Origin of the sequence: Nostoc sp. PCC 7107 (assembly GCF_000316625.1) — a bacterium.
GTDB lineage: Bacteria > Cyanobacteriota > Cyanobacteriia > Cyanobacteriales > Nostocaceae > Nostoc_B.
In genome coordinates this window covers 4,267,560-4,292,946 of the sequence record NC_019676.1, presented here as the reverse complement: position 1 = coordinate 4,292,946, position 25,387 = coordinate 4,267,560, and the positions used below count along the sequence as shown (strand labels likewise).

Here is a 25,387-nt window from a genome sequence, read left to right as displayed (position 1 = left end):
ATCATCTGCACCATGACAATTAAATAGCTAAAAATAAATGTAAAGTTTTGTGATCTGAGGGGGTCGGGCGATCGCTCAAAACCTGATTCTTTCGTTGACCCCCTCAGATAGCTGACTGTGTAAGCTTTTGAGTATGGTCTAATGACCTTCTATTCTCAATAGTCTGAGCTTATTGACAGGTAAATTAGACCCCCTCAGAAATTGGTATTTCTAACCCTCTCTGGATAAGGCTTCTAAAAGAGTAGGGTTTTCAATTAATTACCCCTCACGGGGATGGAAACGCTCCCCCCTGGGAGGGGGTGTGGTCTGGGCAGCAACACCGGGTTTTCAATTAATTACCCCTCACGGGGATGGAAACGTGCTGAGGATCAATGTTGACCCCACTTTTCCGAATTGTTTTCAATTAATTACCCCTCACGGGGATGGAAACTTTTCTTGAGGAATATTTAGTTGAAGTGAGTATTCTGTTTTCAATTAATTACCCCTCACGGGGATGGAAACTAGCGCCTCCTCAAACTGCTCCAGAATACGAAGTGAAGCGTTTTCAATTAATTACCCCTCACGGGGATGGAAACAATATGCCCTGATAGTAATTTACTGCTATCAACTACTTCGTTTTCAATTAATTACCCCTCACGGGGATGGAAACACTGGAACTTCTTCGGGAAGCGCGGGGGCTTCCGCGAGGGTTTTCAATTAATTACCCCTCACGGGGATGGAAACGGTAGAGTATTAGACGAGCCAGTTGAGCTTTCACCCAAGTTTTCAATTAATTACCCCTCACGGGGATGGAAACCATTATCCTCTTATTGTCACAAAAGAAAGCGACATGGAGTTTTCAATTAATTACCCCTCACGGGGATGGAAACGGTAATTTTTTGTCTATCTCCACTTCGGAAACGCAATAGTTTTCAATTAATTACCCCTCACGGGGATGGAAACGCGGTGTTAAAGTTCGTGGACATTTTATCAGCATAACCGTTTTCAATTAATTACCCCTCACGGGGATGGAAACAGTATCAACTGCTTCAACAACATGTTGTTGAGAATGTTCGTTTTCAATTAATTACCCCTCACGGGGATGGAAACACGAGCATTGATTTCTCTAACCCGTTCTGAATCTAAAACGTTTTCAATTAATTACCCCTCACGGGGATGGAAACGCTAAACCGCCAGGGAAAACACTTTGGTGTATTTTGAGTTTTCAATTAATTACCCCTCACGGGGATGAAAACTCTGTTCGTCTGTTTGTGGCAGATGAACTTCATACGGTTTTCAATTAATTACCCCTCACGGGGATGGAAACACCGCTTAGGCGATGTAAAATATCTAAGTACGATCGCCTGATCTTGTAGATCTTGTAGGTTGGGTGGAACGAAGTGGAACCCAACAAATGCTATGAAGAAAAAGGCAAAATTTTCAACTACCAAAATATCTTAATTCAAACGCTAAAATCCACGCTGCAATTATTTTATCTGTGGCAATATTCTCTCAAAATTATGATGATTTGGTGTTGGGTTACGGCGCAATATAAATTTGCTGTGTGTTTTCAATATTTTTTGTGCGCCTGCACCCAACCTACGAATATTATTCATTTCCTATGTCTTGTGGAAATTCTATATCTTCTTCTGCACCCCAATCAATATGATATATTCCTCGCTGTACATACAACATAAAACTGGAATATTGCCAATCTTTAGGTGCTTTGACATATCCATGTTTAACGGGGTTGTAATGGATGTAATCACAATGGCGAATAAAATCAACTTCATCTTTAATTTGATGTTCCCAAAATCGGCGTTGCCAAACTGCTAATTCGCCTTTATTGTGACGCGATGCTGATATTTTTCCATGATATTTAACATCGCAACGATGACTAAAATAGTTTTTAATTAATCGCCAACGATTGGAAAAATCACTATCTCCTGGTGGTAAACTCCAAAGACAATGGATATGGTTTGGTAAAATAGCGATCGCATCTACAATCAATGGATATTGTGCAATCACTTTTTTGAATGCTTGTCGTAACAAAATAATGTTCTCTAGTTCGCAGAGAAATTCCCGGCGATTATGAGTAACAACAGTGAAGAAAAAAGTACCTCCTTCTACTTTTACTCTGCGGTATTCCATGCAATAATTTCTAGCGAGTAAGTTTGATAGCAATGCGATCGCCCCTTGCATAGTTTCTTCCATAGATTGGGTGGCTTAATGTAGGGTAGTGGAACCCAACAATTGCTATGAAAAAAACCGCAAAATTTTGTAATTATTTTACTTATTGAAATATTCTTTCAAAATATGATGATTTGGTGTTGGGTTACGGCGCAACATAGATTTAGTGTGTCTCTACAAATACCCTTGTGCGCCTGTACCCAACCTACAATAACTACAATAACTTTGAGCTACTTAGGTCAAAACCTCAAAACACACTAACTAGCAACGACTTCAACGTCAATTTGCGCTGTTACGTCTGAGAACAACTTAATTTCTGCTTTGTAAGTACCCAGTTTGCCAATATCGGGGATGGTGATTCCACGACGGTCAACTTCTTGGTTGGTAGCTGCTTGAATTGCATCTGCGACATCTTGGCTGGTAACAGTACCGAAGATTGCTTCGTTTTCACCAACTTGCTTGGCAATTTTCAAGCTGCCAACTTTTTCTAAAGCAGCTTTTTGTTCTAAGGCTTGTTGCTTGAGTTCTAATTGCCGTTGACGCTCTTGTTCCCGACGGCGTTCTACTTGCTTGAGAATACCAGGAGTAGCACGGGTTGCCAAACTCTTGGGAACGAGGTAATTTCGAGCATAGCCAGGAGCTACTTCTACTAAGTCGCCTAATTTGCCTAACTTGCTGACATCTTGAGTCAAAACTAACTGTACGCGTTTCGCCATTTTTTTCTGTTTTTCCTGTAAAATCTCAATAACTTGGGTTGCAGCAGGACAGCCTACATGAGTGTAACTGTATCCCAAGCAGCTTTGTCTATACCCTAAAGCTTACAGATCCTAGCGAAAGGTGGGGGGCGATCGCAACTGTTTAGTAAGTCAAAAGTCAAAAGTCAAAAGTCAAAAGAATAAAAATTGAGATTAGCAAGGGTTTTTGACTTTGTTGGTTTAAGTGAAGATTTTGCGAACTTGTTTTTTGACTGTCTTAAATGTTGTTTCCCATTGACTCTGTTTTGGCAGGGCGGGAATTGCGGCTGGTGGGATAGCTAGATTCAAATTGCGGTAATGTTCCCAAATTTCCCAATAAGGACAGCCTGGTTGAATGTGAATCCCAGCCCAGTGCAGAAATTGTAGAGGTTGATTAACTGTTGGGTCAATGAGAATTTGACCTTGTTGTTGGAACTGGGGGCTACCAGCCCAATTTCCTGGGGCTTTCTCAGGGCGACGTACAATGTTAAAGCGACGCGGAATTCTTCTCAGCAGGAGATAGTTGAGAATTGGTTGATCAGAAACTTTTTCGCTAAAGTCAAAATATTCTGGATGGGCGGCACACTCTGCAAAGGTGTCGTATAAATCTTGTTCAGAAAAAATATTTTTCTTGGAACCCCAAAAACCACTATTAAAAATATCTTTGGTTTCAGCTTGAGTAAATATTTGTGCTTCTACCACATGAGGACTAAACACATTTTTTATTCCGCCCAAATGTTGATAATCGCAACAAATAAAGTCGTATTCTGCTAAATAATTAAAGTTATTACTGAGTTTTTCAAAAACTACAACATCGGTATCAATGTACAAAAATTCATCAAAAGGCCCAAACCAACAAGCTGGTTTACGGAGTTTATTCGGACTGGCAAAAAATTGTCCGCCAAAAATGTCAAATAACTTTTGGGAAAGATGATTAATGAACTCTAAATCTTCATATAGCTGCACGCCATAATGTTGATTAAGTATTGCAGCTATATTGTGATAGTTTTCATTATATGGAATCATGACAATAGGGATATCCGGATCTGTTAAGCGGATACTATTCAACAGAGCGATCGCATGATCTGTAACTTTATCATTCGCAAAAATATAAATTCCCTGACTCATCTTATTTACCTCCTACTGCCAAGCCTAATTTTTTGAGAATTCGTTTACCTAAACTCGGAGGAGCATTATAAGCTTTGGGTTTAGTGGTAAATTTTGGTCGCTGTTCTGGTGCTTTTAGATAACGATAGTGCAAGAAAATATCTCTATAGGGAAAATCAACATTTTCTCCAGCACAAAGGCGATTAAATAGTTTAGAAGATAAGCCAATATAATGCAGAAATGTTAATTTATTCCCTTTATCATAGAGAACATCAGCTTGATTGACGAAATGCGGTGAATTAGCACAACAACCAGTTAATTTATTTTCTGGTAAATTCAGAGCAAAGTTGTAATAAGATACATTACTCTTCATTCGCATATAATTCAGTACAGACTGGTTAGGAGCGCCCATATATAAAATTTCTGAGTCGCCGTTATTTAATTGCGTGAGTAACCATTCTCTTTGTTCTGGGGGAAATACACCTCGTTTAGAAGCATAAAAACCAGAGCAGAAAATTTCTGATTCAATCCGCTCTTGGCTAAATACTTCATACAGCTTTGGCGATGACACTTTAAAGATATGAGCAGGGTCTTTATATTGAAAATCGTAGGCGACAAAATCATATTCATCTAACTTGTCAAAGACAAAATCTAAGGGCTGCATGACTAATGTATCAGCATCCAAATAGATGAATTTTTCAAAATAACTCCCTGGATCAAATGCACAGTAACGACGATTTTCACCAACTCGATAAAATTTTTGAATGCCTTTAGCTTGCCAAGTTTCAATCGCTGTGGGATGAGATTGCCAAACACGATGAGAAAATTCTTCCCATCGCGCGAAAATTTCTGGATCTTCTAAAAGCGTGACATTTTTTCGGGATGCAACTTCGGCACGGACTAAATCTATTTGATCGTTATAAGCAATCACGCATACCGGCACATCGCCGGCATTAACTTCGATGCTATTGAGTAAGGCTACAAGTTGGTTGTAGACATAATCATTAGCCAAAGTATAGATGCCATTTGTCATACAGTTTTATCCATTATTTTTCACAAAATTTGCCAACCAATTAAGCAGATTTAATTTGTGCAGAATTATTTGACGAGCTTCCGCGATCGCATCTTTAGCTGCATACCAAGCATCAGGAGTAGCAGTTACTTCTTGAATATAAGCGATGCCTTTTTCATCCAAGCTGGGTAATCTTAAAAAGCTCCCAGGTGGTAATAATTTATCCGCAGCTGGTCCACCATAGTATATTGGCAAACACCACGCTAGTAGAGCATCCCAAAGTTTTTCACTCACATACCAATTATTATCTGCATAGTTTTCAATTGCCAGATTGTAATAATACGGAGCCATGCCATACCATTTATTACCAAGCTCACCCTGGGATTTTGCTGATGCAGGTAAGTCCCGCCCATACAAATCAAATTTAATGTTGCTTGATTGCATCGATTGCAAAAAACTTAACCGTTGGCGATGATTGGCGGTACGATTAATTCCTGAAGTAATCCAACTACAGGGAGCAACTTTTTCTGGAGGCGGCATTTCGTTTAAATCTTTAAATGAGTTGCTGTGATACCAAATAGCTGGCATATATTCAGGAATTGGTGCAAAATCATCGGGGCCAGAAACATAGCCACAATATTCTTGTGCTGTTTGATAAACTTTTTTATGTTTTCCTACTACCTCATCTAAAGGCGGTTCTCGCATGAGGTAAATGATTTTTTCTTTGCTAACTCCCCGGAGTAAAGAGTTAATATCTACTTCTGGCGATCGCTGTTTTTTTTGTAAACGACTTAACCAGGTTTCTTTGGGCTTTTTCAGTATGTGGGGAAAATCAAACTGATACATTAATAAAAACTCAGGCTTACTAGCTAATGCCTGAATTTGGATGTTTTGCCAAACTCCAAAAGGATGAGGTGTTTGTTGCCACAGCCAATCGCCTTGAGTCTTTAAGGCTTTATAGCTGCTAATCATACCAACTTTTGTGATTTGCATTTGATTTCTTAATTTTGGGTGATTTATTACAATTGCTGGATTAAGCTACAAGTTGAGGGCGATAAGATTCATCAACATAACTAAGAATTTTGGCAGCGCGATTCTCCCAAGAAAATTGTTTGACAAATTCTATTGTTTCGGGATAACCATCAATTTTTTTGGGATGAGTTGCTAAAACTTGTTGGAGGGCTGCGGCAAATTTAACAGGGTTATCTGGTTCACACCAAGCTGCGATCGCTACAGTATCTTTAAAGTCTATTAATGAGGGAATTTCTGTTGCCACAATTGGATTTCCCGAAGCTAAATAATCAAATAGTTTTAAGGGTGAAGTAAAAGTAGCAGCTTGTCCCGAACAATGGGGATGAGCCAAAATATCGGCTGCTTGTAATAAAGGTGCTAATTCATCATGTAAAACATGACCCAAGAAACAAATATTATCAGTTTGTTTGGCTTGGGCTAATTTTTGATAATGTGCGACTTCCGTTTGTTTACCACCAGCACAGGCAAACTGCACATGGGGCATTTGTTGGGCGACATCAATTAATATATCAATGCCTTTAAATTGTTGTAATGCTCCGGCATAAACTACTAAATGCGATCGTTGATTTTGTAAAAGTTTTTCTCGCCATGCTGCTGCTTGTTCGGGCTGTCTCTGCATAAATAAGCGATTGAAGCCATTGTGGATTTTAATTAGTTTTTCAGGTGGCATTCCATGTTTAATCATGCTTTCGCGGACGGTATCTGCCACTGTCACAGCCACTTGAAATAATGGATGATTGACTATTGCTGGTTCAAATTGCTTATCTTCATGGTGGTGATGCTCATAAATTGCGGGTACACCATTTTGAATTGCTGCTTTGATAAAATTCCAATTCCAGGCATGGACAATTTTGGTAGTTGACCGAATATAAAAGGGAAAATAATACTTTGTAGCGATGGTTTTAGAATTAGTAAATTTATTTTTAAAATAATCAATAGGCCAAGGCATTGGTAGCCGAGCGACTTGTAATTTATCTTGGAGGTTGTAATATTTAATAACGCTTTCTGGCGGCTTTTCTGGTTGAAAAGGCTGTAATAAATGAATTGGGTTCATTGCTTCCCAACCTTTTTGGGGGTAAATCAAAACTGTAGGACAACCTAAGTTTGCGGCTCCATTGGCAGCGTTAGCCGCCTGGACGTAATAAGCGTCTGGTTTGGGTAATTCTTCGGTGAGAAAGAAGCTATAGTTTTTTTGTAAACTAGGGTTTTTCATAAAAATTATATTTTGTCTTCAAATTTTTCTAATTTATCGATCAGTTCAATGGCAGAATTATAAGCATTTGTAATCAATTGATGTTGTTCTTCAGGAGTGTAAATGGCAGTTTCTGAAAGGGAACGCAGATTGTTCAAGCTAATGTTTAAACAGTCACGAAACTCAGAAAACATCAAATTAAAGCGTTGATATCGATGATTGAGGTTTTGATTGGCTTCTGTGGAAGAGAGAAATCGCTCTTGAATTTGCATTTTCAAAATGTCTTGAAAAATATCAATTGTGGTGATAATTCTCAAAGCAGATTTATAAGATTCTTCGATTAATTCTTGCTGTTCTTGGGAATTATCGATTAAATCATCTATGAGTAACCCCAACACACCAATCATTGAGTTGAGACGGGTGCGAATTTCGTGGGAAATGCGAGTTAAACTTTGATGTTGTTGAGCGCTATCATCTGGGCGATCGCCAAACTGCATCGTATACAGGCGAGAATAATAACCACCTTTTTGTAACAGTTCTACGTGGGTTCCAACTTCCACCACTCGTCCTTGATCGAGGACGGCGATTTGATCGGCTTTTTGGACTGTGGAAAGACGGTGGGCGATGACTAGGGTGGTGCGATCGCGGCTTAAATCATCCAATGCTTCTTGGACTAAACGTTCGGAAACCGTATCTAAGGCGCTGGTTGCTTCATCTAAAATCAGAATTTCGGGATTTTGCAGCAAGGCGCGGGCGATCGCTAATCTTTGTCTTTGTCCCCCCGATAACATTACGCCGCGATCGCCAATTAAGGTTTCAAATCCTTGAGGTAATTTGCTGATAAACTCGTAGGCATTCGCCCGCTTGGCGGCGCTAATGATTTCATCTTCCGTTGCTTCTGGTCGTCCGTAGGCGATGTTATTCTTAACAGAATTATTAAAGAGAAAGGTATCTTGACTAACAATTCCCATTCTCTTACGTACAGATGTGATATCAAATTTCCGCAAATCTGTACCATCTAGGTGAATACTGCCGGCGATGGGGTCATAAAATCGCGGTAAAAGGTCAGCAACAGTTGATTTACCCGCGCCAGAACCACCAACTAGCGCTAAAGTCGTACCACGGGGTAAAAATAAATCCACATCTCTGAGAACTAATTTTTCATGGCCAGGATAAGCAAAGGAAATGCAATTAAAATGCACTCCTTCTTTTAATTGGGTATAGATAATTTCACCTTTGGACATAAAAGGCTTATCATCTAACCTTAAAAAATCTGTGACTGCTTCGACACTAGCGCTGGTACTGGCAAAACTACTCCGTAGTCCATTTAACTGGGAAATTAATGGTAGCAGTCGCAACAAAATTAATAAATATGTGAGTAATACTGCCGAAAGAGAAGCAATTTGATTTGCAAAGAAAGTTTTACTTAAAAATACAATCACAATTAAAGCGCTAATTCCCATAATCTCACTCAAAGGTGCGATGATTTCTGAATTAGCCTGAGATTGGAAATCGGCTTTTTCCCGTTCCCGAATTAATTTTTGAATTCTGTGATATTCTGTGCCTTCATTACCTGTTGATTTAACTAACCGAATACCATTGAGCGTCTCTAACATAGAAATCGAATAAGCTTTCGACATTTCGGTTAGCTGCTTACCAAATTTTTTGGCACGGGCAATGGCATACTGATTTACCAATGTCACTAAAGATAATAAAGCGGTAGAAGCCAGGGTTAACTGCCAAGAAATTGATAGCAATAAACCAATAAAGACTAAAATTGTAATCCCTAAAATAGCTAATTTAAATGTGTTACCAATCGCTGTAGCGGAGCGCCCAATTTCTCCTCCAAGACGGTTGATTAAATCACCAACTTTCATCTTGGCGTAATAATCTATGTCAATTTCTAGTAATAATTTTAATCCGGCTTCGCGCATATCTGACATCAACATACGCGTCAAAGAATTAGATACTAATGAGCTAGAATAGGTAGCTAAATTCTTTAAAATAATTACTAATATAATTACCCCAGCCATGACTAATATGCGGTAATTATCTGGTACCCCATCAAAGGGAGTCATGATTTTTTTGAGAATTGCTGGAGCTTTAGTTAAATCAACATCTTGCCCGACAATTTTTAAAATAACCGGCACAATTAAAGCTGTGCTGACACCATTAAACAAGGCTCCAGAAAATCCCAAGACTATAGTCAGCAGAATTAAACCTGGATAGGGTTTGGCAAATCTTACTAGTAGCTGCTTGGTAGACATTGCGGATTTATCAAATTTTCTATATGCTCAATACAATATTATTCACCAATTAATTACCAAACCAGCTAATCCTCAAACAAATATTTTTAAATTGGCTTTTTTTCATGAAAAATTATCATGAGACGGGCATTAGCCTATCATTTAAAAATCCAGTTTACAACCGCGCAATTACTGACTTGAGAGTGGCTGCCATCGCTTCGATACTATATTTTTCCACACACCTTTCTCTTGATTTTCTGCCGCGTTCATTGGCAGCATCTAAATCTTGAAAAATGAGTTGAATTTGCTCGGCAATTTGCTCAGGACAACTAGGTTCAACTAAATAACCTGTGTCACCTAAAATTTCAGGAATATCACCAACTTTTGTGGATAATACAGGTTTAGCCATTGACATACCATCTGTCAGTTTCAGCGGGAATTGCGCCCGCGTTTCGGGAGTGTCTCGCTGGGGAACAACTATAACATGAGCCGCAGCCACCACATCAGGCATCACATCAGCGGGATAGTTGGGCAATTTGATAATCCACTGTCCCCATTTTTGCCGGAGTTCTTCATCATAATTATCGTAGGGACTGCCACCGACAATTACGAGTTTTAGGTCTGGTTGATTCAGTTTATCTAAAGCAATCAAAACATCTTCTAGCCCTTTATAAGGTCTAGGTGCGCCAGGAAACATTAAGATGCGATATTCAGATAAACCATAACGATTTCTACTTTCTTCAGGCTGATATTTAGCTGGATCAAATAAAGCGGTATCTTTGCCGTTAGGCACAGAAATTCCCCCAAACCGCTTTTGCAAAAAGCTAGTATGTGTTGTGATAGCATCGGCATGTTTAATCAAATTTTCCATCCATTTAATATATAAAGGATGGTGGGGAATTCTTAAAACACCGTCTTTTTTGAGTATGTCTTTGGCTAATTGCTTAAGTGATGGTTTATATTGCCAAGCATCGCCACCATACCAGCTAAGTTCCCAATCATCTATGTCTACAATTACTGGTTTTTTATTAGATAATTTCTTGATTAGTGCAATTCCAAAGCTGGCTACTTGTGGCTTAATTGCGTAAATGATATCGCCATCAATTAATTTTAAAATTTTGTTGATGGATTTAAAAAATCCAGGATAGTTACCACCTTCAACAGTTTTTAATTGAGCCTCTGAAGGAATCGCTCGATATAATTCTTTGTCAAATAAAAAACCGATAATTTCTACTTCACAATCTAATTTATGTAAGGCTTTTTCTAAAAGTGAAGCTCGAATAAAACCATCATTAGTTGATAAGTTCCAAACCAGTATGGATATTTTGGGTTTATCTTTCATTATTAATCATATTCCTTGAAGATAAATTATTTCTGTCGCCAGGGATTTGTTACTTGATCAGGCAAAAAGAAATGAGCGAGTTTATCAAATATTCTCGTGTACAAGGAACGAGTAATATTTTTAGCATACTGAGGTCGGTAAGGATAGGTACAGTGTAATACTTTAATTTCTTGATCAATTTTGTAAGTATCTTTCCACTTACTCAAAAAATTATACGTAGGTGGTAAGACTTTCATTTTAGGTTTAACTGTGGCGATCGCAGTAGCAAAAGCTCCTTGATCTCGTAATAATAATTTATCTTGATGTTCAGTGATAATTTCAAAATATCTTTGAAATTCACTAAATAATTTCTTGGTTTCTTCAGTTTTCCGAAAGGCAATTAAACCGCTATTATATTGAATATCGTTTTCTTGGAGTGGGAAGCCTACAGATTGAAGCGTTTGTAAAACTTTATCTAAGTTTTCTTGTTGACTACCACGCAGTAAATTAGTAGCTTTTGATATATCTGGTTGGACATCTTCAGTTAACAATAAGTCAAATTCATCTAAAGATTCAAAGACATCATTAATATTGGTTAATAAGCAAATATCTGAATCTAAAAAAATTGTTTTATCAAATTCTGACGCATTATATAAAGAGACTTTAGCCAGTCTTGAAGCTAATACTGGATTTTCCTGCTTTGGTGCTGGCTTGAGAATCACATTTTTAAATGCTTTTAAAAAAGGATATAAAATTGGCGGAACCTGATCAATTAAAACAATTATTGGTTCGTGATGAAATTTGCGGATTGCTGCTAAAAAATGAATGCAGTCTTGAAAAGAATACAATCCAGTTAAGATGGTAATAAATCCTCTAGTTTCTTTCATAAAATAATTATTAGTATATATTCATAAACATTGTTAATCGGCTGTTCGCGGCGATCAAAAGCCTTGAAGATTGGTTGAAATTTACAAAATATTGTCAAGTTAAACTTTTATTCATATTTTTGAATATCTATAAAATGCTTCTTTGACATGAATTATATAGATTATGCCAGATAGATGTTTGGGCAATATTATATGGGTGTACTTGATGTTATTGTAGAGGTTCTATTTTTTTGAAAAAACATAGATACGCTTATAGATGATGAATCTTGCTATCTAGATCATCATAATACACAAGATAGGAATGAGTGATACTATTGATGATAAATTAAATAGGAAATCACGCCTTACCAGTCGATTAATTTTAACTGCCCGGTTTGAATCTGATCGAGGATGCGGTTAAGCTGGCGACGAACTCTATCGTTGATGAGATCATCAGCAAATACTTGAGAAAGTAGTAACGCATGGTCTTGACGACTCAGCTTTCCTGATGAAATTATTTTATCTACTATTTTTTTAATAGCAATTTCTGATTGACTATCAACACTGATGTAGATAGACGGGCGATCGCTCATTATCTCTCCTGAAGAATGTAACAAATCACAGTAATATTTGCTTACTAAAGTTATAGATAAATGCACCCAAGCTCAAGATAAGTTTTGGTAGCTACCAGCAAATATTTACACCCGTTGTAACAGTTTTTTTAGCTATTTTTAGAACTAAAAAGAACACAATAAATCTAACTGCGGATTTATATATACTCCCAGAGGATTTTTACTGATAAAAATAACTGTTTTTGATGAATTTTTATGTTGCTTTCAGTATTAACACGGTTGTAGATTAACATGCTTGATGCAGTTTACCCGCTAGAATAAATAAAACCAAAAGTTTACGGTATCTCAAAAATACCAAGAATTCATTAATATAAGGGAGTTAAGGGGAAATGCGGGTACTCCGTCTTGAGGCACTCTCAGATAACTACATATTCTTACTACACAATACGCAACAAAATATTGCCGCCGTTGTCGATCCAGCAGAAGCAGACCCAGTGTTCAGCAAACTTGCAGAACTCAATGCCGTGTTAGTAGCGATTTTCAACACTCACCATCATCATGACCATGTAGGTGGTAATCAGCAGTTAATGCAACGCTTTCCTAAACTGACTGTGTATGGTGGTGCTGAAGATAAAGGGAGAATTCCCGGACAGCAGGTGTTTCTGCAACAAGGCGATCGCATTTCTTTTGGCGATCGCCCGGCTGAGGTCATCTTCGTTCCCGGCCATACCCGCGCCCATATTGCTTACTACTTCCCACCCCACACAGCAGACGAACCAGGAGAATTATTTTGTGGCGATACTTTATTCGCAGGTGGTTGTGGTCGCTTATTTGAAGGTACACCTACACAAATGGTGTCATCTTTAGAAAAACTTCGTTCCCTGCCAGATAATACCCATGTCTGGTGCGCCCACGAATATACCTTAAAGAATTTACAATTTGCCCTCACTGTTGATGGTGAGAATACTGACTTACAACAGCGCTATGCAGAAGTCAAGACTTTTCGCACTCAGGGAAAAGCCACCGTCCCTTCTTTATTGGGAGTGGAAAAGCGTACCAATCCATTTTTGCGTTGGGAACAACCATCCCTACAATTAGCCGCCAACAGTAATGATGCAGTGCAAACATTCGCCCGCATTCGGGGAATGAAAGACAGGTTTTAATGACCATTGATCATTAGTTATTCACCTCGCTGCCCCTATTTCCCATGTCTTACGCTTCTGGCTTCAGTCCAAACTACGCTACTGCAAGATACCGTTTCTGTGCAGCAGCACAAGCATTGGGTTGCCAATTAGAAACATATTCTATTGACCAAACAGGCCCCGATGAAGAGGATTTAACTATTGATGTGGCAATATTAGGAACCTCCCAACCTGAGCAAATTTTGGTTGTTTCTAGTGGCTTGCATGGGGTTGAGGGTTTTTTTGGTTCTGCTGTTCAATGTGCGTTGTTAGAAGAACGTTTGATTGGTTGGAGTCCCAGCCCAAGAACAGCTTTGGTGTTGTTACACGCTTTAAATCCCTATGGTTTTGCCTGGGGAAGGCGTGGGAATGAGGAAAATATTGATCTTAACCGTAATTTCCTACTACCCCATGAGGAATATACAGGTAGTCCTGAAAAGTACGGGGACTTGGATACGTTCTTTAACCCTACTTCACCGCCATCGCCTTTTGAACCGTTTTTGATGAAAGCGATCGCTACTATTTTCCGTCACGGCATTAATTCTTTAATCAATACCTTACCTGTAGGTCAATACGACTTTCCTCAAGGGCTATTTTTTGGTGGAAACAGACCATCAAAAACATATCAAATATTAGCGGCTCATCTTCCTCGATGGATTGGTAATGCCAAAAATGTTCTGCATATTGATTTACACACTGGTTTAGGTAAAAAAGCGACTTATAAACTGTTTATTAATGACCTTTCAGATTCAGCATCAGCCCAATGGTTAATCGAAAAGTTTGGTGCTGATGTCGTCGAACCTTATCAACCAGACGGGAAGATGTATAAATTTCGTGGGGGTTTAGGAACTTGGTGTCAGGCGATGTTTCCCCAATGTAATTACAAGTTTCTCACGGCTGAGTTTGGTACTTACCCAGTTATTCAAGTAGTAGAAGCCTTACGGGCAGAAAATCGCGCCCATTTCTATTCTTTGCCAGAACACCCTTCTAAAAAATGGACGCGCCAAAGATTGGCAGAAGTGTTTGCACCAGCAGATATGACTTGGCGGAATATGGTGGTGTGTAGAGGTCTTGATTTAGTCGAAAAAGCGATCGAGGTTTGCTTTCCTACAGAAGTTATTTAAAACTCTGTTTACCTTTGCATTGAAAAATGTTTCAGGTTCACGCAGAGTCGCAGAAGCACAGAGAGAATTGATAAGTTAGCCCCAAAGTTATATTTTTGATGCGTTCAGGAAACAAATAATGGCAGATATTGGCTTTACTCATATTGCGCTGGGAGTCACCGACATCGATAAAAGCATCGCTTTTTATCAGAAGTATGCTGGAATGAAAGTGGTACATCGTCGCACCGATGAAACTAATCAATTTGAAGTTGCTTGGATTAGCGATTTAACTCGACCATTTGTGATTGTGTTACTGCAATTAGATCAATCACAATGTCAACCTTCATCTGGGTTTCATCTTGGTGTAGCCTGTCAAAGCCGTGAGGAAGTAGATTATCTTTGTAATGAGGCGAAATCAGAAGGTTTATTGCAAGAAGGCCCGCATGATTGGGGTTCTCCCGTTGGTTACTGGGCTTTTATCCGTGATCCTGATGGTTATCAACTTGAGGTTGCCTATGGTCAGGAAGTTAGTTTGACTTTGACGATCGCCCAAGCACAACAATAAGCGTAAAGCTACAATCTTAAAATAGGTAAAAGCTTAATCAACTAAATATTATTCCTTTTGCCTTATTCTACTAGTGTGGGTATGCTAATTAAAAACTCAGTTCCTGCTCCTATTGTGGAAATACAATGTAATTCCCCACGGTGCTTTTTAACGATAATTTGATAGCTAATTGATAATCCCATACCTGTACCTTTACCTACAGCTTTAGTGGTAAAGAAGGGGTCAAAGATGCGATCGCGGATTTTTTCATTGATTCCTGGCCCGTTGTCAGTAATACTAATAGTGATGCGATCGTCTACTTGCAAGTAGGTGCGAATCTGAATTTGTGGATTGGAAATGGTGACTTCTTCTAGAGCATCAATGGCATTTGTTAACAAGCTCATAAATACCTGATTTATCTGTCCAGGATTGCACATCACCTGTGGTAAATCACCATACTCTTTAATCACCTCAATTTCTGGAGATTGTGGTTGAAATTTCAGGCGATTTTGCAATAGTAGCAGCGCATTATCTATACCTTCGTGGATATTCGCTAGTTTCATGCCCTCTTCATCAACCCGTGAGAAATTGCGTAAAGACAAAACAATCTGACGAATGCGTTCTGCTCCACTATTCATTGAATCTAAGACTTTAGGCAAATCTTGGCGGATAAAATCTAAATCAACTGCATAAATTTGCTGGTGAATTTCTGGTGCTGGCGGGTAAAAGTATTGCTGATAAAGTTCAATTAAATGTAATAAATCTTGGACATAATCGTTGGCATATTTCACATTGCCATAAATGAAATTTACAGGGTTATTGATTTCGTGAGCAATACCTGCTACCAATTGTCCCAAACTGGACATTTTTTCTGACTGAATCAGTTGAGCCTGAGTTTGTTGCAATTGTCGCAGCGCTTCTTCTAGTTGTTGAGTTTTAGCGCGAAACTTGGCTTCTGATTTTCTTAAAGCTTTTTCTGTACGCTGTCGCCGTAGTTCTTCTTGTTTGCGAACTGTAATATCGTGGCAAATACCAACAAAGTAAATAATATTACCAGTGGCATCTTTGATGGCTGATAAGTAGCAACTATGCCATTGCCAATTACCATTTTTATGTTTCACACGATATTCAATTGCGTCTTGCTGTTGACCTGTGGTGAAAACTGTGGTGAAATAATCTACACAAGTTGATAAATGTTCTGGATGTACAAAGCCCGCAAAAGGCTGACCTTCAACTTCTGCTACTTCATGGCCTAAAATCTCAGTCCAGTTGGAAGATACATAAGAAAAGCAACCATCAGGGGTGAGCGAAAAAATAATATTGTTGGCATTTTCAACAATAGTCCGAAAATTATCACCACACTCAATAAAAGCTGCTTGTACTGTTTGGGTGATATCACGCACAAGTACGATAATTTCTTGTGATTCTGAGGGTAATAATCGGGCTTCAAAATGTGCCTTACTTTCTCCTAAATCTAAACTATATGTAAAACTGACTACAGCTTGAGTTTGCAAAACTTGATTGATTGCTTGATGAAAGCGGATGACAAGAGATTTTGGTAAACACTCTAGTAATTGCTTACCAGGAACTATGCTTGATGGGTTAATTAAATTATATGTTTTGCTTGATTGATATTCTAAAATAATACCTTGGGGATCAATCCGAAAGTATATATCTGCAAGCATCTGCCAAATTGCTTGCATTTGAGAAGTTTTCGGAAATGAGTTTGATTCTGTTGCTACCTGGGAATCAACTTTTGTTTCTAGTTCGTGATTAGCATCTGCTAATGCTATGTTTATTAACTTGCGATCGCTTGGATTTTTTTTACTGCGTTTCTGCACTATTTTTGTGCTTTTATCAATTTTATGATTTAAGTTTTGCACCCTTTCAGAGAACACTTTTACCTACCTACTTCTAAGGAGAAGAATATGATATAAAATCTGAAAAACTAACTTAAATTTTAAAAACTATTTATTTTTCATCTTGCGAAATTACACCAACAAATAAATAGTTACTATTGTGATTTTAATACTATCACTGTAGTAAGACATCTATCTTAAGAGTGGGTCGGATTAATGGGTAAATAATGTTTCGCGTAAATAGAAATGTAACATAAATTTGCAGCTACAAAATCAATTATGCTTAAATTTTTAAGTACTAATATTGAATTTTTTGTAAATTAAAATATTTTAAAATACTACAAAATTGGTATTGATATAGCGTAAACTTTGACTTGATTAAGTTATTTTAATATTTCGACTTAAGATTTAGCCGTCATCTTAAAATGGTAGATTTTATCCAAAAAAAAGCTGCGGAATGGGATTAGCAACGATAAATTACAGCTTTATTTCTGCCATAATTCTTTATATTAAATTTTACATCAGCAACTGGATTGCCATAGCAGTCCTAAATCATTTGTAAATTTTTTATATCTTTTCCTTCTTTCTTACCTTTGCGTCCTTCTCTACGAGACGCTACGCGAAGGTGTTCTTGGCGGTTCGTTTCCATATCTATGTTTTTCACGACTCATTTAGGATTGCTATATTAAGTTCAGGTGGGTAATGTTAAAAATTAGCTTAAATCCTAATTTTTAAGCTGTAGACATTGCTCACAGGAGAGTTTTTCAAACATAAAAATTATCAAAAAATAATTGTACAGCAGTGCAGATTTGTGCATCTATACTCATCGCTATGAGATTCTGGGTAATAAAGTTAAATTTTGGTTAAAAATGACTGTTATTCAGTTTTCGTACAGAATAAATAGCTATTTGCTTGAGAACAGATATACCCAGATGCTAACCAATTCCCAATAAATAGATATCACAGTTCACCATTACATCAGGGACATTGTAGTCTTTGATACCAGCAAGATGTACCTCACTTAAATGCGGAACACCATCACATCTGCTGGCAACTTTTATGTTATAAAACTCACATAAATTTTATTTTTAACGGTAACTATTGTATGGAATCTGAAAAGTTAGCAAATTTTAAAGAGTATGGCGAATTTATACTCCAGAAAATTAACTCTGTACCACAGTATCCTTCTAAACAAGAAGACTGGGTTCCAGCCAGTTTGGATGAATGTCTGGAACGTTTGCGAGAAACTGCTGAGAAAACCGTAGAACTTGCGACTTCGCCTGTGAAAATCGGTGTGATGGGAGAATTTAGTAGTGGCAAAACTCTATTATTAGGTAGCTTAATCGGATATGCAGATGCGTTACCAGTCAATGAAAACCCCACGACAGGGAACGTTACAGCGATTCACTTAATCCCACAAGATGAATTTGTTACTACCCAAGTGGGAAATTTTACTGTTGAGTATCTTTCTCATGAAGGGGTGAAAGAGTGCCTGCGGTATATGTTAGCAGAAGCCAGCCGCAGGTCAGCAGCAGCGGGACTTGTGCCTATACAACTATCGCAGTTAAACTCTGGCAAAGATATTCTGGCTTGGTGTGAGCAAGCATGGAATCAGAGTAATAATTTAGAGTTACGCTATTTGCTGCGAGAGTTGGTGTTATTTGTGCGTGCTTATAGTTCCTATGGCGAGGCGATGTGTAGCGGGCGCTATCAGATTGATCATGCCACAGCACGGGAGGGTTTACAGCTGGCAGAACAACCAATGGCTATCCAAACTCTCAGGTTTGCAGACTTACCGCCAGCGCATATCCGTTTACCCAGTCCACCCCAAAAGTTAGCCACAAAGTTATTACAAAACAGCTTCCCCTTAATTCGGCGAGTTGATATTGAAGTGAAAATCTCGCGGGAAATTTGGGATGTAACAGATGCTTCTGAATTTATTTTGTTAGATTTTCCGGGGTTGGGTGCGGCGAATTCCGGCGCGCGAGATACGTTTTTATCGCTGCGAGAATTGGCGGAAGTTCAGACAATTTTAATCTTGCTCAATGGTAAATCGCCAGGGAGCGATCGCGCCAATAAAATTTTCACCATGATGCAGCAACAGCGACCAGGACAAGACCTGAAAGATTTAATTCTTGTCGGTGTCGGTCGTTTTGACCAGCTACCCCTAGAAAGTGAAGGCGGCGAAAGAGAACTCGACCAACTCATCCAAGACAGCACAGCCAACACTCCTTTATATGAGGACAAAGTTGTCCAAAAACTCAAAGTTCTGCAAACAACTATTGATGGTGCAAGTGCATTCACCACTCAAAAAGACCGCATTGTGTTGTTATCACCCCTGCTAGGACTAGCGGAATTATCTAAACGTTCCAGTAGTGTTAAAGCAGGTTCAGCAGAATTTTTAAGTAACTTAGATTATCCTAATTACCTTGAACGCTCAAAACGATTACAACAAAAATGGTCAAGTTTAAGCGAAAGGTTGCTAGAATCTGATGCACGCAGCCAACTTGGTAGAAAACTAGGTTACTTTGCTCAAGATGGCGGTATTGCCAAACTGCGCGAATTAATTCAAAGTCACGTTGCGGCGCACGGACTCAAGCAACTATATGAAGATACTCGCCGCGCTGCTGAAAGTGTGCGTCAACAACAAGAAAACCTGAAAAATATTATTGAAGAAATTCACGAACAAGGTATCCCAACTCTCGATAGTCCCACATTAGTTGACTTGCGGAGTGCCATTGATAGTTTAGATAAAACTTACCGCAACTTCCAAAAAGAATTAGGTAAAGAACCACTCAAAGACCGCCGAGGAATAGGTGTTAGTGAGGTAGTAAAAGACGAAATTACGTTTCAAATTCTCAACTGGAACCAGTGGACTTTATTATTTAACAAAGCCAACAATGGCGCTATTACCATTGCCGAAACCAAAGGCGCAGCCGGGAAGTTATTCGACAGAGGAAGTAAAGTCAATAATACCTTGCCGACAAAGAGTGATGATTTTTATCCCACCTTTGAAAAAACTGTGCAAGAAGTCGAAATATTTGCCCGCGATCGCATTCGCCAAGCAGTGGTAGATTTATTAAGTAAACTATCCAATCAAATAGCCGAATCCAGGGACTATCTCAAAACAATTCTTACTCCCGAAATGGAACAAGAAATCGAACTGGGATTTGGTGGTGAAGAAGCAGATTTATTTTATAAATTACTGTTAGGTTGTGACCCTAATCAATGGAAAGAAGCTATTCTCGCAGAAATTAATAGCAAAGATAAAGAAATTGCCCCTGAAATTATGTTTCCGTTAGCACGTCAAGACGAAAAACACAACATTGGTCAAATATTTGATTGGTCGCCCGAAAGAAACCAAAATTCACCCAGAGCCAGCCATCATCAAATGTTAGTCTTGCGTTTGCGAGATGAAATTACTGCTAGTGCCAGTTTACATCTGGTGCAGTATGTCAGCGAAGTTAATCAACAAGTCAACTCAGAAATAGAAGGTATCTTAGACCAAATTATTCCCACACTACAAAATATTTCCAAAAAAGAAGCATTGCTGAGATACCTAGCCGCTGGCGATTCACCACCGAAACTTGCGATTCCCACTTGGTTAAATATTCTCTCAGAAATCGCCACTAATTCTTATTTAGATATTGTTTAAATTGAACCACAGAGACACAGAGAACACAGAGAGAAGAGAAATGTAAAACATCTGTGTTCATCTGCGGTTTATTCAGAAATTCAAGGAACTAAAAAATGCCAGTAGAAATTCGCCTTCCACCACGCTTCCAAATCCAAATTAACGACAACGAATATTTAGAACTTCCCACCATTCAACTAGTAGCTATAGGGAACAACGTCCCCCACATTGCACGGATTAATTTCTCTGTCAAAGGTACTCCTCACGAATTACCATCACAAATTCAAAAAGCATATAAACCATTTGATGCTGTCACACCAAAAATTTCCCAAATCGGGCAATTAGAACAATATCCTTGTAAACTCGAAAAACCTTTAACAGAGCCAATTAACTGTACATTACAGGTAATTGTTGAGTATTTTGATTCCGATTTTTCAGGAGAACCAGTATTATCTGAACCAAAGCAAATTAAAGCAGCTTGCTATTTATGGACACCAACAAATCCTGAAGAGCAAATAATCAAACCAGATATTTCTATGAATCCTTTTCAACTACCAAATCCGCCTGAAAAAGAACTGCATAGCCAACCCCAAAAAAGATTTCCCGGATGGTTTGCTTTAGATTTTGGTACGTCGAATTCTACCGTCACTCTGTTCGACCCGATAGAAATCCCCATCGCTGAAATTTTACCACGAGAACAGGAATTAAGATTGCGCGATCGCCTAGCCCAATGGCTCAATTCTCCCGCTTCCGAAGCATTACCCGATATCAGCGAAATTGAGTGGCAGAAATTTATTATTGATATTAGTAAAAACTTAGAAATTGAACCCAGCCGATTAAATGAAATTTTTGAAAGTGATAACAAAGAAAAATTCTTAGAAGCAATCCGTCAAATCGAATTATGTTTAGGTAATAGCGAAAAATTTCAACGGGCAGCCAGCAAAAAACTATATCAAATATATCATGAAGTCTTTCGCGTTCCCACATTAGAATCCCAAAATTTAATTCCCGTCGTTCTTGATATTGACCGCCGTGATACTGAAATTCCCAGCGAGTTAGAAATTTCTAACTTGGAAGTATTAAACTTGAAAATGGGACGGGAAGCAAGAGACAACAGAAAAAAAGCAATTGCTCAAGGAACCAGTAGTTCTTTAAAAGAAATTATCAGCCGGTTTCACCACTCACCCAAGCGTTATTTTGGACAAAATAGATTATTTCCAGTCATCTTAAATGAGACGGAAGCTAACATTAATGTTAATCAATTAATTCAAGCAGCTTGGGCGCATTTAATAGAATTAACAGAAGATTATCGCCAACGCGCTAGACGCAGATTTTCCGAAGGTGAATTTTTAACCGCAGTCGTTACCTATCCCACAGTCGCACCGCCAGTAGTTCGCAAAGAAGTTAGGCAATTAGTCGAACAATTAGGCATTGATGATGTCCAAACTGCTTATGATGAAGCTGTTTCCGTAGCGATATTTTTCCTATGGCGAGAATTTGGCGGTAATCTCAATATTGGCATTGAATCGTTTAAAACCCGTTGTCGCCGCGATGGCAATAAATGGTCACAAAACGTCTTAGTTTTAGATATTGGTGGCGGCACAACAGACTTAGCTTTAATTGAATTAACCTTAGAAGATAAAACCCCCTTCTTTGCCAATAATGAAGACCGAGGCTTAGGTGGAAGGTATTATAAACTGACTCCCAAACTATTAGGTTCATCAGGACATTTACAGTTGGGTGGTGAACTAATTACCCTGCGAGTATTCCGGTTATTAAAAGTTGCGATCGCAGATTTTCTTCTAACAGCAGTCACCCGTGGCGATATCGACAGCGAAAAACTCGAAGACTTAATTAGTGCCGAATTAAACGAGCGTTTTCTAGACCAAGGTAAATTCAAAACAGGCAGTTTATTAAAATGCCTAGATAGAGAAAATCCCGAAGGCGACGCAGCTTATAAAGATGCCTTAGATACAGCCGAAAAAGTCTTACCAACTCGTTGGCAACAAGCACCCCAACGCCTACAAACCTTTTACACACTTTGGGATTATGCAGAAGCAGCTAAACTTAAACTCGGACAAAAATCACCAATAGAAAATTCACTTTTAACCTTTACAATCTCTGAGCAACAAATAGCTGAACTCCTCACTCAAAGCGCCATTAAATATCAAATTCTTAACCCAGATACTATTTCTGTCACCTTAGATAATCAACAATTTGAACGCGTCGCCACATCTGCCATTAAAGAAGCAATTGGTATTGCTAAAGGCTTAATGGAAAGCCGCTTGCGTTCAGAAGATAACACCATTGATGCTTGGAACACCCACAAAGTTGACTGGTTAATTCTCTCAGGAAAAACTTGCAATCTAGACTTAGTACAACGCCATATTTATCAAGAATTTAGTAAGTCTCCCTACTTCGTTTGGAACCCTGAACGCATTACCTTTGTTTTAGAATTTACCAAACTCGCCACCTCCGCAGGCGCGTGTTATGCCGAGAAATTACGCCGACTCAGATTTGACCCTGAAGAATCTAAAACATTGCTTCAAAAAGGCGCAAATCAATTAGAAATTGACGTTAAAAACTTATTTTATTACTTACCTTGCAACTTCAAACGCAAAACCCAAAGTAACGAACTATTAACAGTATTCAAAGCCGGACAAGAACTTTATCAAATTGCACCTTGGGAAACAGTCGCCAAAGTACGTACCGGTTGGCAAGGGATACAGTTAACTAATATTATTTATCGCCAAGATTACGAAGACGGTGATTTAAGACTTTGGGGAAGCTTTGACGGTAAACATCTCATGGAAAAATTGGGGATGGAAGAAGCAGAGTTTCTCAGAAAAATCAAAGTGCAATTTGAAATTGACCAGACATTACAATTTAATGTCTTGCTATGTCAAGGCAACCCCCATTACTTAATAGATGTTCCCGGTATTGATGTCGGTTCAGCAATATCAGCAGCTTCCGAAGCCACCTTATTTGCTGACGGTAAATTAAAATGGAATATCGCCGTGGAAAGAACAAATAAAGATTTAACTGATGGTGATATAGCCGTCAACGTCATCGAATCAGCAACCGTTGATCAACCAAATGCCTATCATTTAGTCTTTGAAATCGACTCAAATGATCACAAATCCCTCCACGAATTCCATTACCTCCGCGATGGTTCACCCCAACCAGGACAGGGTTTAATTAGTAATTCCTTACCACCATTTCCTTACACTAGACAACACACATTTTACGTTTATCAAACCGACACAGAAACTAATAGAAAAAAATGGATACGCATCGGTTCACTCAGTAAGCCAGATGTCACCACAGACTACCCTTGTCAATATCGCGTCACCCTCGACAACAAAGGTATTCTGCGGATGCACCCCGGCGAAGTTCCCTACTGGACATCCACAAGTCAAGAATGTTTAAAACAAGAAGGTTGTGTTTATCGTGCCGAGTTAGAATTGCAACCTAACGAAGTAGATAAAGAACGCGATCCCTTCTGTGGAATACATTAATAATGAATTGTTTCGCGCAAAGGCGCAAAGGTGCAAAGTAATGAATTTTCTCCGCGTAACTCTGCGCTTAACCTTGCGCCCTCTGCGTTTAAAATAATGCAAACCCCCACTCATCATGCAGCATCTACGTCAGCTATTAGAAACAGAAAATTCCGAATTAGCCAGGTTACTCCGCTGTAGCCTGCATGGACTAGAGTCTGCATTAAACCAAGCCTATACAGAATTACCCCATGATCCTGGTGCGGAAATTTGTGCAGAATTATTGCAAGAAATCCAAAGTTTATTGCAACCTGTATATAAACAAGAAACCATTCTCAGCCAATCTTCAGATGAGTTAAACCTACATCATCTCCGCGATGCTTGGAATGCTGACCCAGAACTCAGTTTATATTTAGGAGATGCACAATTACAAAGCCAAACTGATGCAGATTTATGGAACGAAATTCACCGGAAAATATTACGCATTCCCGATGATTTAGCTGCATTTTGGCAACAACGCGCTTTAGATTTTGCTCAAGAAATTGGTGCAATCGAAGATAATTCTCATCTCTATCAACTGCCCTTCATCAGAGATGATATTGTTTACTCTGGACTCAGAGGTAGTGTGAATGTTCAGGGTTTATGTTTATCACAAAAAGCACTTTTAAATTCAAAATTTATTCAACATAGTGACTCAGAAGATTTACAATTATTAGCTGGTTTCTTGAGTTTATATCAAAATTTTATTGAAATAGAAGCAGATATACATCACGCATTAAAAAGTATTTTTAGTTTTGATATTATTTCTTTGCACTCCAAGCCAGAACAAAAAAATCAATATATAGAAGCTTTAAAAGACCGATTTCACCGCATTCAAAAAGCTGAAGAGAATAGCGAAGATATAGCTATTGTACGTGCTTGGATTGATATAGATGAAGCTATACATTCTTTAGTCTTTATACCACCTGTTGAACGTTATTCATGGTGGGGAAAATTACAACAAGAATCACGACGAACCCTAAAAAAAGTTGCTGATAAAGCAAATAAATCAGGACACAATATTAGAATTCGCCAACTATCAGGACTCTATGCTGATGTTTGTGCTTTCTCAAAAGACGATTTGCAACTCAATTGTGGTGGTATTCCGGGAGAAGTTTTAACTTGTCTGCGAGTTTACGCACGCATTAATCAAGAAGAATCTCCAGGCCGAGTAATATTTCGCTCGTTACGTTAGTTTTGACTGGTTGTTGCCTACAATTTTCTTTAACAAACGCACCCTTCTGAAGGGGTGACAAAGCGGCTGAAGCCAAGAAAATAG

At 38.6% G+C, this 25,387-nt stretch carries 17 protein-coding genes and 1 CRISPR repeat array; of the genes, 6 read left to right on the top strand and 11 right to left on the bottom strand.

Annotated features, from left to right (window positions below; genetic code table 11):
* Positions 1-246: 246 nt before the first annotated feature.
* Positions 247-1,306: a CRISPR direct-repeat array (repeat unit 35 nt; unit sequence GTTTTCAATTAATTACCCCTCACGGGGATGGAAAC).
* A 281-nt stretch (positions 1,307-1,587) separates the two neighbouring features.
* The 10 genes from NOS7107_RS18415 to NOS7107_RS18370 form a co-directional block, all read right to left on the bottom strand.
* Complete coding sequence (locus tag NOS7107_RS18415) at positions 1,588-2,130, bottom strand: transposase (RefSeq protein ID WP_044500940.1); 543 nt, start codon at positions 2,128-2,130, stop codon at positions 1,588-1,590.
* A 296-nt stretch (positions 2,131-2,426) separates the two neighbouring features.
* Positions 2,427-2,885: a 50S ribosomal protein L9 gene (gene rplI / locus NOS7107_RS18410; protein ID WP_015114456.1), complete on the bottom strand. Its 459-nt coding sequence runs from the start codon at positions 2,883-2,885 to the stop codon at positions 2,427-2,429.
* Positions 2,886-3,104: 219 nt separating this feature from the next.
* Positions 3,105-4,031 carry an Npun_R2821/Npun_R2822 family protein gene (locus NOS7107_RS18405; protein WP_015114455.1) on the bottom strand — a complete coding sequence of 309 codons (927 nt, stop codon included), beginning with the start codon at positions 4,029-4,031 and terminating at the stop codon, positions 3,105-3,107.
* A gap of 1 nt (position 4,032) precedes the next feature.
* On the bottom strand, positions 4,033-5,043 hold the full coding sequence (locus NOS7107_RS18400) for an Npun_R2821/Npun_R2822 family protein (protein ID WP_015114454.1): 1,011 nt from the start codon (positions 5,041-5,043) through the stop codon (positions 4,033-4,035).
* Positions 5,044-5,049: 6 nt separating this feature from the next.
* Entirely contained in the window at positions 5,050-6,015 is a 966-nt protein-coding gene (locus NOS7107_RS18395) for a glycosyltransferase family 10 (RefSeq protein ID WP_015114453.1), read from the bottom strand.
* Between the two features lie 40 nt (positions 6,016-6,055).
* The gene (locus tag NOS7107_RS18390; protein ID WP_015114452.1) at positions 6,056-7,267 is read right to left on the bottom strand and encodes a glycosyltransferase family 4 protein; all 1,212 of its coding nucleotides are present in this window, start codon (positions 7,265-7,267) and stop codon (positions 6,056-6,058) included.
* A 5-nt stretch (positions 7,268-7,272) separates the two neighbouring features.
* Positions 7,273-9,513, bottom strand: a complete 2,241-nt coding sequence (locus NOS7107_RS18385; RefSeq protein ID WP_015114451.1) for an ATP-binding cassette domain-containing protein — start codon at positions 9,511-9,513, stop codon at positions 7,273-7,275.
* Between the two features lie 154 nt (positions 9,514-9,667).
* Positions 9,668-10,834 (bottom strand): glycosyltransferase family 4 protein, encoded by a 1,167-nt coding sequence (locus NOS7107_RS18380; RefSeq protein ID WP_015114450.1) that lies wholly within the window; start codon positions 10,832-10,834, stop codon positions 9,668-9,670.
* 26 nt (positions 10,835-10,860) lie between these two features.
* Complete coding sequence (locus tag NOS7107_RS18375) at positions 10,861-11,700, bottom strand: putative nucleotide-diphospho-sugar transferase (protein ID WP_015114449.1); 840 nt, start codon at positions 11,698-11,700, stop codon at positions 10,861-10,863.
* Positions 11,701-12,044: 344 nt separating this feature from the next.
* Entirely contained in the window at positions 12,045-12,272 is a 228-nt protein-coding gene (locus NOS7107_RS18370; RefSeq protein WP_015114448.1) for a hypothetical protein, read from the bottom strand.
* A gap of 368 nt (positions 12,273-12,640) precedes the next feature.
* Here NOS7107_RS18370 and gloB point away from each other — a divergent pair, with 368 nt between their 5' ends.
* The 3 genes from gloB (at position 12,641) to NOS7107_RS18355 (ending at position 15,100) form a co-directional block, all read left to right on the top strand.
* Complete coding sequence (gloB, locus tag NOS7107_RS18365) at positions 12,641-13,414, top strand: hydroxyacylglutathione hydrolase (protein WP_015114447.1); 774 nt, start codon at positions 12,641-12,643, stop codon at positions 13,412-13,414.
* 44 nt (positions 13,415-13,458) lie between these two features.
* A complete protein-coding gene (locus NOS7107_RS18360) occupies positions 13,459-14,556 on the top strand; it encodes a DUF2817 domain-containing protein (protein WP_015114446.1) in 1,098 nt (365 codons plus the stop codon).
* 118 nt (positions 14,557-14,674) lie between these two features.
* Positions 14,675-15,100 (top strand): VOC family protein, encoded by a 426-nt coding sequence (locus NOS7107_RS18355; RefSeq protein ID WP_015114445.1) that lies wholly within the window; start codon positions 14,675-14,677, stop codon positions 15,098-15,100.
* 62 nt (positions 15,101-15,162) lie between these two features.
* On the opposite strand, the gene NOS7107_RS27390 is transcribed toward NOS7107_RS18355, so the two are convergent.
* Positions 15,163-16,920 (bottom strand): ATP-binding protein, encoded by a 1,758-nt coding sequence (locus tag NOS7107_RS27390; RefSeq protein WP_253274457.1) that lies wholly within the window; start codon positions 16,918-16,920, stop codon positions 15,163-15,165.
* Positions 16,921-18,043: 1,123 nt separating this feature from the next.
* On the opposite strand from NOS7107_RS27390, the gene NOS7107_RS18345 reads away from it, so the two are divergent.
* From NOS7107_RS18345 to NOS7107_RS18335, 3 genes are all read left to right on the top strand, one after another.
* Positions 18,044-20,593 (top strand): dynamin family protein, encoded by a 2,550-nt coding sequence (locus NOS7107_RS18345; protein ID WP_015114442.1) that lies wholly within the window; start codon positions 18,044-18,046, stop codon positions 20,591-20,593.
* 95 nt (positions 20,594-20,688) lie between these two features.
* Positions 20,689-24,090 (top strand): virulence factor SrfB, encoded by a 3,402-nt coding sequence (locus tag NOS7107_RS18340; RefSeq protein ID WP_015114441.1) that lies wholly within the window; start codon positions 20,689-20,691, stop codon positions 24,088-24,090.
* Positions 24,091-24,205: 115 nt separating this feature from the next.
* On the top strand, positions 24,206-25,303 hold the full coding sequence (locus NOS7107_RS18335) for a hypothetical protein (RefSeq protein WP_015114440.1): 1,098 nt from the start codon (positions 24,206-24,208) through the stop codon (positions 25,301-25,303).
* The last annotated feature ends 84 nt before the right edge of the window (positions 25,304-25,387 follow it).

Excerpts from the sequence above, each read along its gene's own strand:
- NOS7107_RS18385 (WP_015114451.1), bottom strand. The coding sequence starts at position 9,513 with ATGTCTACCAAGCAGCTACTAGTAAGATTTGCCAAACCCTATCCAGGT.
- NOS7107_RS18340 (WP_015114441.1), top strand. The coding sequence starts at position 20,689 with ATGCCAGTAGAAATTCGCCTTCCACCACGCTTCCAAATCCAAATTAAC.
- NOS7107_RS18390 (WP_015114452.1), bottom strand. The coding sequence starts at position 7,267 with ATGAAAAACCCTAGTTTACAAAAAAACTATAGCTTCTTTCTCACCGAA.
- NOS7107_RS18355 (WP_015114445.1), top strand. The coding sequence starts at position 14,675 with ATGGCAGATATTGGCTTTACTCATATTGCGCTGGGAGTCACCGACATC.
- NOS7107_RS18405 (WP_015114455.1), bottom strand. The coding sequence starts at position 4,031 with ATGAGTCAGGGAATTTATATTTTTGCGAATGATAAAGTTACAGATCAT.
- NOS7107_RS18380 (WP_015114450.1), bottom strand. The coding sequence starts at position 10,834 with ATGAAAGATAAACCCAAAATATCCATACTGGTTTGGAACTTATCAACT.
- NOS7107_RS18345 (WP_015114442.1), top strand. The coding sequence starts at position 18,044 with ATGGAATCTGAAAAGTTAGCAAATTTTAAAGAGTATGGCGAATTTATA.
- NOS7107_RS18395 (WP_015114453.1), bottom strand. The coding sequence starts at position 6,015 with ATGCAAATCACAAAAGTTGGTATGATTAGCAGCTATAAAGCCTTAAAG.
- NOS7107_RS18335 (WP_015114440.1), top strand. The coding sequence starts at position 24,206 with ATGCAGCATCTACGTCAGCTATTAGAAACAGAAAATTCCGAATTAGCC.
- NOS7107_RS18375 (WP_015114449.1), bottom strand. The coding sequence starts at position 11,700 with ATGAAAGAAACTAGAGGATTTATTACCATCTTAACTGGATTGTATTCT.
- NOS7107_RS18400 (WP_015114454.1), bottom strand. The coding sequence starts at position 5,043 with ATGACAAATGGCATCTATACTTTGGCTAATGATTATGTCTACAACCAA.
- gloB (WP_015114447.1), top strand. The coding sequence starts at position 12,641 with ATGCGGGTACTCCGTCTTGAGGCACTCTCAGATAACTACATATTCTTA.
- NOS7107_RS18415 (WP_044500940.1), bottom strand. The coding sequence starts at position 2,130 with ATGGAATACCGCAGAGTAAAAGTAGAAGGAGGTACTTTTTTCTTCACT.
- NOS7107_RS18370 (WP_015114448.1), bottom strand. The coding sequence starts at position 12,272 with ATGAGCGATCGCCCGTCTATCTACATCAGTGTTGATAGTCAATCAGAA.
- NOS7107_RS18360 (WP_015114446.1), top strand. The coding sequence starts at position 13,459 with ATGTCTTACGCTTCTGGCTTCAGTCCAAACTACGCTACTGCAAGATAC.
- rplI (WP_015114456.1), bottom strand. The coding sequence starts at position 2,885 with ATGGCGAAACGCGTACAGTTAGTTTTGACTCAAGATGTCAGCAAGTTA.